Origin of the sequence: Streptomyces sp. SID14478, from assembly GCF_010548525.1 — a bacterium.
Taxonomy (GTDB): Bacteria; Actinomycetota; Actinomycetes; order Streptomycetales; family Streptomycetaceae; genus Streptomyces.
Map to the genome: position 1 here is coordinate 1 of NZ_JAAGMG010001430.1, position 7,904 is coordinate 7,904.

Below are 7,904 nucleotides of genomic sequence, written 5' to 3' on the forward strand. Positions count from 1 at the left end.
GCGGTCGCCGTCGCCGAGGACGTGCGCCACCGCACCGCGCAGCTCGTCGCCGAGGCCGTCGACGGGGCGCTGCGCCGGGCCGGGCTCGGGCACGACGACCTGACCGCCACGGTCATCGGCACCCCCGGCGCCATCGACCCGCACTCCGGCCAGTTGCGCTACGCCCCGCACCTGCCCGGCTGGCACTCGCGCACCCTGCGCCACGAGCTCACCGAAGTGCTGGGCACGCCCGTCTCCATCGAGAACGACGTGAACCTCGCCGCCCTCGCCGAGCAGTACGCGGGCGCCGCCCAGGATCACGACGACTTCGTCCTCGCTTACGTCGACGAGGGCGTCGGCGCCGCCATCGTGCTCGGCGGCGTGCTGCTGCGGGGTGCCACCGGCGGCGCGGGCGAGATCGGCTACATGCCGCTGCCCGGCGCGCCGCTGGCCCGGGGCGGCGACTCCGTCCTCGCCCGCACCGACGCCGGGGGCGGGTTCCAGAGCCTGGTCGCCGCCCCGGCCGTCCGCCAACTCGCGGGCGGAATCAAGGACTTGGGCGAGGCACTGGCCCAGGAACACGTCCTCGACGAGGTCGCCCGGCGGCTCGCCACCGGACTCGCCGCCGTCGTCGCCGTCGTCGACCCCGAACTCGTCGTGCTGTCCGGGCAGGTGGCCCAGGCCGGCGGCGACGCCCTGCGCGCCCGCGTGGAGGACGAGCTCACCGGACTCGCCCTGCCCCGGCCCCAGTTGCGCATCAGTGAGCTCGATGGCGATCCCATCCTCACCGGCGCCCTGCGCACCGCCCTCACCCAGGCCCGCGACGCCGTCTTCGACACCAGTCACCCATAACGCCGGACCCCATCACCGCCTCCCCCTTCACCGCCTTCCCCCTTCACGACCCGGACCGACCCACCCCCGTACACGTAAAGGACGTTCGCCATGCCGCGATGGCGTATACCCCTGCGCGCCCCCGTGGTGCTCACCGCGGCCGGACTGCTGCTCGCCGGCTGCGCGAATCCGAGTACCGGAAGCGCCACCGACGATCCGACCAAGCCGGTCACCATCAAGTTCTGGCACGGCTGGTCGGCGCCCGGCGAGGTCAAGGCGATCAACGACTCGATCGCCCGCTTCGAGAAGCTCCACCCGAACATCCACGTGCAGGCCACCGGGAACGTCTCCGACGCCACCGTCAACCAGGCCCTGCGCGCGGGCGGCGACGAGGCCCCCGACGTCGTCTCGTCCTTCACCACGAACAACGTCGGCCAGTACTGCGACTCCGGCATGTGGGCCGACCTCGACCCGTTCATGAAGAAGACCGGGCTCGACAAGGACAAGGTGTTCCCCTCGTCCCTGCTCGACTACACGAGCTACAAGGGCAATCAGTGCGCCCTGCCGCTGCTCGCCGACGCCTTCGGCATGTACTACAACAAGGACGCCTTCAAGGAAGCGGGCATCACGCATCCGCCGAAGACCATGTCCGAGTTCGTCGCCGACTCCAAGAAGCTGACGAAGAAGGACGGCAGCTCGTACAAGCGCGTCGGCTTCATGCCGAACTTCCGGCTCTACCAGAACAGCCCCGACCGGCTGTTCGCGCAGTGGGGGCCGACCTATTTCGACAAGGACGGGAAGTCCCGGCTCGCCAAGGAACCGGCGTCGTACCAGTTCTTCGGCACCGCGAAGAAGCTGATGGACGCGCAGGGCGGATACAACGCCCTGGAGCGGTTCCGGACCTCGTTCGGCGACGAGATGTCGAACCAGAACGCCTTCCTCAGCGGGAAGTTGGCCATGCACCTGGACGGTGAGTGGCGCGGGCTGATGCTGAACGACGCCAAGGCCAAGTTCAAGTGGGGCGTCGCGCCGCTGCCCGTCCCCGACGGCCAGGAGAAGACGTACGGACGCGGCTACCTCACCGGCACCGTGGCCGGCATCGCGCACAGCAGCAAGCACCAGAACGCCGCCTGGGAACTGGTGCGGTTCCTGACCGCAGACACCGACCAGGTCGTGAAGTTCGCGAACGCCATTCACAACGTGCCGTCCACGAAGGCGGCCCTCAAGTCGCCGAAGCTGGACGCCGATCCTGCCTTCCGCACGTTCCTCGGCATCGCGAAGAACAAGTACAGCCAGGTCCTTCCCCCGTCGACGAACGGCGGCATGTACGTGGTGCAGCTGCAGGACTTCTCGTACACGGAGGAAGCGGGGAAGGTCCCGGATCTGAGGAAGGGCCTGAAACGGCTCGACAAGCTCATCGACGCCGACACCCTGCAGTCGCAGAACTAGCCGCAGAACTGAGGAATCAGGAACCCCGCGCATGGCACTCACACTCTCCCGGCCCGCGCGCCGCAGACTGCGCACGCTCGGCTTTCTCTCCCCCTGGCTGATCGGTTTCAGCGCCTTCTTCGCGTACCCGCTGATCGCCACCGTCTACTTCTCGTTCATGCACTACAACCAGATCAAGGCGCCCACCTTCGTGGGGCTGAGGAACTGGAAGTACGTGTTCCAGGACATGCCGCTGTTCGGCCCGGCCCTGTGGAACACCCTGTGGCTGGTCGTGGTGATGGTGGCACTGCGCGTCGTCTTCGGGCTCTCGCTGGGGCTGCTCGTCACGAAGATCAAGACCGGTGTCGGCTTCTTCCGGACCGCGTTCTACCTGCCCTACCTGGCCCCGCCGGTGGCGGCGACCGTCGCCTTCGTCTTCCTGCTCAACCCCTCGACCGGACCGGTCAACGAGGTGCTCGCCAAGATCGGCATCGACGGCCCGAACTGGTTCAACGACCCGACCTGGGCCAAGCCGTCCCTCGTGCTGCTGTCCCTGTGGGGCATCGGCGACCTCATGGTCATCTTCATGGCCGCACTCCTCGACGTACCGAAGGAGCAGTACGAGGCCGCGGACCTGGACGGCGCCGGCGCCTGGGGCAAGTTCCGGTACGTGACCTGGCCCTCCATCACACCGATCGTGATGTTCGCCGTGGTCACCGGTGTCGTGCAGACCATGCAGTACTACACGCAGGCCCTGGTCGCCGGAAAGATCGCGTCGGGGGTGTCGATCGGGCCCGGCTCCGTGATCCAGCCCGGCTACCCCGACCACTCGACCCTGACCGTCCCCCAGCTCGTCTACTCGATGGGCTTCCAGAACTTCAACACCGGCGCGGCGTGCGTGCTCTCGCTCGTCCTGTTCGTCATCGCGATGGCCGTGACCATGCTGCTGATGCGCAAGCGCTCGGGCCTGCTCGCGGCGGAGGACTGAGACTCATGACCACTACGACCCTGCGCCCGACGGCCGCCGTCGGCGCCACCGACGACACGGGCCCGGCGCCCACCCGCCCCCGCCGCAAGGAGATCCTGAACTGGATCGCCGTGCACAGCATCGCGATAGCCGTCGCCCTGCTGTTCGTCCTCCCCTTCGTCTTCGTCTTCCTGACGTCCGTCATGAGCGACGACCAGGCCATGAGCGGCGACCTGTGGCCGAACTCCTGGCACTGGGAGAACTACAAGGCCGTCTTCGAGACGGACGGCTTCCTGGACTGGTGGCGGAACTCGATCTTCTACGCCGTCGTGGGCACCGTCTTCACGGTCTGCTCGGCGGTGCCGGTCGCCTACGCGCTCGCCAAGTTCCGCTTCCGCGGCCGCCGCACGGCGATGATCCTCGTCATCTCGACGATGATGCTGCCGCCGCAGGTGATCGTGATCCCGATGTACCTGGTGTGGGCGCAGCAGTTCCACCTGTCGGGGACCCTGTGGCCGCTGATCATCCCGATGGCGTTCGGCGACGCGTACTCGATCTTCCTGCTCCGTCAGTTCCTGCTGACGATCCCGAAGGAGTACATCGAGTCGGCGAAGGTCGACGGCTGCGGTGAGCTGCGCACCCTGCTCAAGATCGTGGTGCCGATGGCCAAGCCGGGCATCGCCGCGATCGCGCTCTTCCAGTTCTTCTACTGCTGGAACGACTACTTCGGGCCGCAGATCTACGCCGCCCAGAACCCCGCGTCCTGGACGCTGAGCTACGGCCTCGAATCCTTCAAGTCCGCGCACAGCGTCAACTGGAACCTGACAATGGCCGCGACGCTCCTCGTGATGGCGCCGGTCTGCATCATCTTCTTCTTCGCACAGAAGGCCTTCGTCGAAGGCGTCACCCTCACCGGAGTAAAGGGCTAAGGAACGCAATGAAGCTCGCTGTGGTCGGCGGAGGTTCGACCTACACACCCGAACTCATCGACGGATTCGCGCGGTTGAGGGACACCCTGCCGATCGAGGAGCTCGTGCTCGTCGATCCGGCGGCCGACCGCCTGGAGCTGGTGGGTGGTCTGGCCCGGCGGATCTTCGCCAAGCAGGGCCACCCCGGCGTCATACGGACGACCAGCGACGTGGACGCCGGTGTCGCCGACGCCGACGCCGTGCTGCTCCAGCTGCGCGTCGGCGGTCAGGCCGCCCGCAACCAGGACGAGACCTGGCCGCTGGAGTGCGGCTGCGTCGGCCAGGAGACGACCGGCGCCGGCGGCCTCGCCAAGGCGCTGCGCACCGTGCCGATCGTCCTGGACATCGCCGAGCGCGTGCGCCGCGCGAACCCGAACGCGTGGATCATCGACTTCACGAACCCGGTCGGCATCGTCACCCGCGCGCTGCTGCAGGCCGGGCACAAGGCCGTCGGCCTGTGCAACGTGGCGATCGGCTTCCAGCGCAAGTTCGCCCGGCTGCTGGACGTGGCTCCGTCACAGATCCACCTCGACCACGTCGGCCTCAACCACCTCACGTGGGAGCTGGGCGTACGCCTGGGCGGCCCCGACGGCGAGAACGTGCTGCCGCGGCTGATCGGCGAGCACGGCGACGCGCTCGCCGAGGACCTGCACATGCCGCGCGAGATCGTGGACCGCCTCGGGGTGGTGCCCTCCTACTACCTGCGCTACTACTACCAGCACGACGCGGTCGTGCGGGAGCTGCGCACCAAGCCGTCCCGGGCCGCTCAGGTCGCCGAGATGGAGCGGGAGTTGCTGGAGATGTACGGCGACCCGACGCTCGACGAGAAGCCGGAGCTGCTCGCGAAGAGGGGCGGTGCCTTCTACAGCGAGGCGGCCGTGGACCTGGCGGCGTCCCTGCTGGGCGGCGGGGGCTCGCCGCACCAGGTGGTGAACACCTACAACAACGGCACCCTGCCCTTCCTCCCCGACGACGCCGTCATCGAGGTGCAGGCCGCCGTCGACGGCAAGGGCACGCGCCCGCTGCCCGTTCCGCAGCTGGACCCGCTGTACGCGGGCCTGATCGCCAACGTGACGGCGTACGAGGACCTGGCCCTCGAAGCCGCCCTGCGCGGCGGCCGCGACCGCGTCTTCAAGGCGCTGCTCTCGCACCCGTTGGTGGGCCAGTTCGAGTACGCGGAGAAGCTCACCGATCAGCTGATCGCGCACAACCGGGAGCACTTGGCGTGGGCCTGAGCACCAGCGTGCTCGCGATCGACGCGGGCAACAGCAAGACCGACGTCGCGGTGGTCGCGGCCGACGGCCAGGTCGTCGGCGCGGCCCGCGGCGGCGGGTTCCAGCCGCCCAAGGTGGGCGTCGAACGAGCCGTGGACGTCCTGGCGGACACGGTCGCCGAGGCGTTCGCGCAGGCGGGCACCGACGCCGTCGGGCACGTCTCGGCATGCCTGGCCAACGCCGATCTGCCCGTGGAGGAAAGGGAGTTGGCGGCCGCGCTGCGCGCCCGCGGCTGGTCGTCCACGGCGAGCGTGGACGTGCGCAACGACACCTTCGCGGTCCTGCGGGCCGGCCTCCTGGAGGACGCCGAGCCGCGCGGTGTGGCCGTGGTGTGCGGCGCGGGTGTCAACTGCGCGGGCATGCTCCCCGACGGCCGCACCGCCCGCTTCCCGGCGATCGGCAAGATCTCCGGCGACTGGGGCGGCGGCGCGGGCCTTGCCGAGGAGGCCCTCTGGTACGCGGCGCGGGCCGAGGACGGCCGCGGGGAGCCGACGGCGCTGATGCGGACGCTGCCCGCGCACTTCGGCCTGTCCTCCATGTACGCCCTCATCGAGGCGCTGCACCTGGAGCACGTGGCGGCGCACCGCCGCCACGAGTGCACTCCGGTGCTGTTCGCCACCGCGGCGGACGGCGACCCGGTGGCGCGGGCGCTGGTGGACCGGATGGCGGACGAGATCGTGGCGATGTCGACGGTGGCCCTGCGCCGTCTCGACCTGCTCGACGAGGAGGTGCCGGTACTGCTCGGCGGCGGCGTACTGGCCGCCCGGCACGACCAACTCGATTCCCGGATACGGGAGTTGCTGGCGGCCCGGGCCCCCAAGGCGACGCCTCGTGTCGTCTCCGAGCGGCCGGTGCTCGGAGCGGCACTGCTGGGCCTCGACGCGGTGGGGGCCGAGCCCCGGGTCCACGCGAAGGTGCGCGCGCACTACGCGGGCTGACGTCCGCGGGATGACCTCGGTACGTACCGGCCGGCTCAGTCGAGCTTGTCGGTCCAGTGCGCCGGGCAGGCCGCGCCCGTGCGCACCACGCCGAAGATCACGGAGTCCGGGAGCGGCCCCGTCTTCTGGAAGCAGACCTGCCAGTCGGCGGGGTCGACGCGCTGGAGCTGGCCGCCGCCGTTCGCCTCGCTGACGCCGTAGCCCAGGTGGGCGTGGACCGTCGCGTCGACCGCCTGGAGCAGGCCTCGCCCCACCTGGCTGGGCAGCTCGGCCGCGGAGCCGGAGCGGGCGGCGGGCCGGGCCTGCTCCCGGCCCGGGCCGGACCCCTGGGTTTCCTGGCCCCCGCCGCAGCCCGCGGTGGCGGCACCGCAGATCAGCACGCCTGCGGCGAGTGCCGCTCCCCGTGCGGCAGTACGACTCACCGTGAACTCCTCCGTGCGCAAGGGATGGGACTTCGCGAACCGGTGCGGGCCTCCGAGGGCCCGCACCGTGGACGACGGACTCAGGCGGTGGCGCCGACCCAGTAGCCGCAGGCGCTGATCTTGTAGCCCTTGTACTCGCCGTAGCAGGCGTCGTAGCGGACGTAGGTGCCCTCGGCGATGGTGAGGTTGACCGCACGCGTGGAGTTCACACCGTCCGGGTTCCAGTAGGTCAGGTGGCGGTCGCCGTACTCGACCTCGCCGACCGCGGAGTGACCGTCCGAGTTGTTGTCCAGGATGTAGAAGTGCTCGCCGTACGGGGCGAAGTACGTCCGCGAACCGTCCGAGTTGGCACCCGAGTCCCAGCCGATCGAGTCCCAGTCGAAGGCCTGGGCCGCGCCGCCGAGCAAAGTGAGCGCGGCGACGGCGGGCAGCACGACGAGCGCACGCTTCAGATTACGCATGAGAATCCCTCCCTGATTGCGCTCCGGCAGCACGTTCTGCGGCGGGGCGCGAATGACAGGTGAATGAATATCACACAGCGGAGGGAGGGCTTCCAATTGACTGCGCACGCTGGCCAGTTGCCGGTTCGCGCACAAACCGCATTCGTGCGCGGACGCTCGGGCAAGTCATATGGTTGTGCACTTTCTTCATAACGGTGAGGGCACTTCTGCATGACAAGCGATAACCCAAGACGGGCACTTGTCTCCATTTCCGGCACCGGTGAGGTGATGCAAAGCGCGTGTAGTACGAAATTGGCTGGCCACGCACCGGTGCCCACCGCGGTCGTTCTTGGGGAACCGTTGACCGGGCAGGTCGTCAGGGACGTGCTCGCCGCTCTCGCCCGAGGAACGGGAACCGAAGCCGCCCCGATCACGTGTTCCACAGGAGGGCCTGCAAACAAGATCGAGTCAATGGCTGTGCGGATGTCGGTCCCGGCAGCGATACTTGCGGCCGTACGTACGACTCCATGGGGGAGGGTCGCAGTGACATCACCGCCGAACGGGAGCGCGGCGCCACCGGGGCGCCCCGCCGTGCCGACGATGCCGAGCGCACTGCCGGAGCAGCGGCGGGGCGGGACGGCGCCCGCGCCGGTGCCC

8 protein-coding genes are annotated in these 7,904 nt (G+C 69.3%); 6 read left to right on the forward strand and 2 right to left on the reverse strand.

The window, feature by feature from the left end:
* The 6 genes from G3I40_RS45050 to G3I40_RS45075 all read left to right on the forward strand — a co-directional run.
* Positions 1 to 831: ROK family protein (locus G3I40_RS45050; protein ID WP_164560564.1), on the forward strand; the 831-nt coding region annotated here is incomplete at its 5' end.
* 90 nt (positions 832 to 921) lie between these two features.
* Positions 922 to 2,259, forward strand: a complete 1,338-nt coding sequence (locus G3I40_RS45055) for an ABC transporter substrate-binding protein (RefSeq protein WP_164560565.1) — start codon at positions 922 to 924, stop codon at positions 2,257 to 2,259.
* 31 nt (positions 2,260 to 2,290) lie between these two features.
* Positions 2,291 to 3,226: a sugar ABC transporter permease gene (locus G3I40_RS45060; RefSeq protein WP_164560566.1), complete on the forward strand. Its 936-nt coding sequence runs from the start codon at positions 2,291 to 2,293 to the stop codon at positions 3,224 to 3,226.
* A 5-nt stretch (positions 3,227 to 3,231) separates the two neighbouring features.
* Positions 3,232 to 4,134: a carbohydrate ABC transporter permease gene (locus G3I40_RS45065; protein WP_164560567.1), complete on the forward strand. Its 903-nt coding sequence runs from the start codon at positions 3,232 to 3,234 to the stop codon at positions 4,132 to 4,134.
* Positions 4,135 to 4,142: 8 nt separating this feature from the next.
* Entirely contained in the window at positions 4,143 to 5,408 is a 1,266-nt protein-coding gene (locus G3I40_RS45070; protein ID WP_164560568.1) for a 6-phospho-beta-glucosidase, read from the forward strand.
* The gene (locus G3I40_RS45075) at positions 5,399 to 6,385 is read left to right on the forward strand and encodes a BadF/BadG/BcrA/BcrD ATPase family protein (protein ID WP_164560569.1); all 987 of its coding nucleotides are present in this window, start codon (positions 5,399 to 5,401) and stop codon (positions 6,383 to 6,385) included. Before G3I40_RS45070 ends, G3I40_RS45075 begins: the two co-directional genes overlap by 10 nt.
* 35 nt (positions 6,386 to 6,420) lie before the next feature.
* Here G3I40_RS45075 and G3I40_RS45080 read toward each other — a convergent pair whose 3' ends face one another.
* Together G3I40_RS45080 and G3I40_RS45085 are read right to left on the reverse strand one after the other, a co-directional pair.
* The gene (locus G3I40_RS45080; protein ID WP_164560570.1) at positions 6,421 to 6,807 is read right to left on the reverse strand and encodes a hypothetical protein; all 387 of its coding nucleotides are present in this window, start codon (positions 6,805 to 6,807) and stop codon (positions 6,421 to 6,423) included.
* Between the two features lie 80 nt (positions 6,808 to 6,887).
* The gene (locus tag G3I40_RS45085; RefSeq protein ID WP_164560571.1) at positions 6,888 to 7,268 is read right to left on the reverse strand and encodes a hypothetical protein; all 381 of its coding nucleotides are present in this window, start codon (positions 7,266 to 7,268) and stop codon (positions 6,888 to 6,890) included.
* Between the last annotated feature and the right edge of the window lie 636 nt (positions 7,269 to 7,904).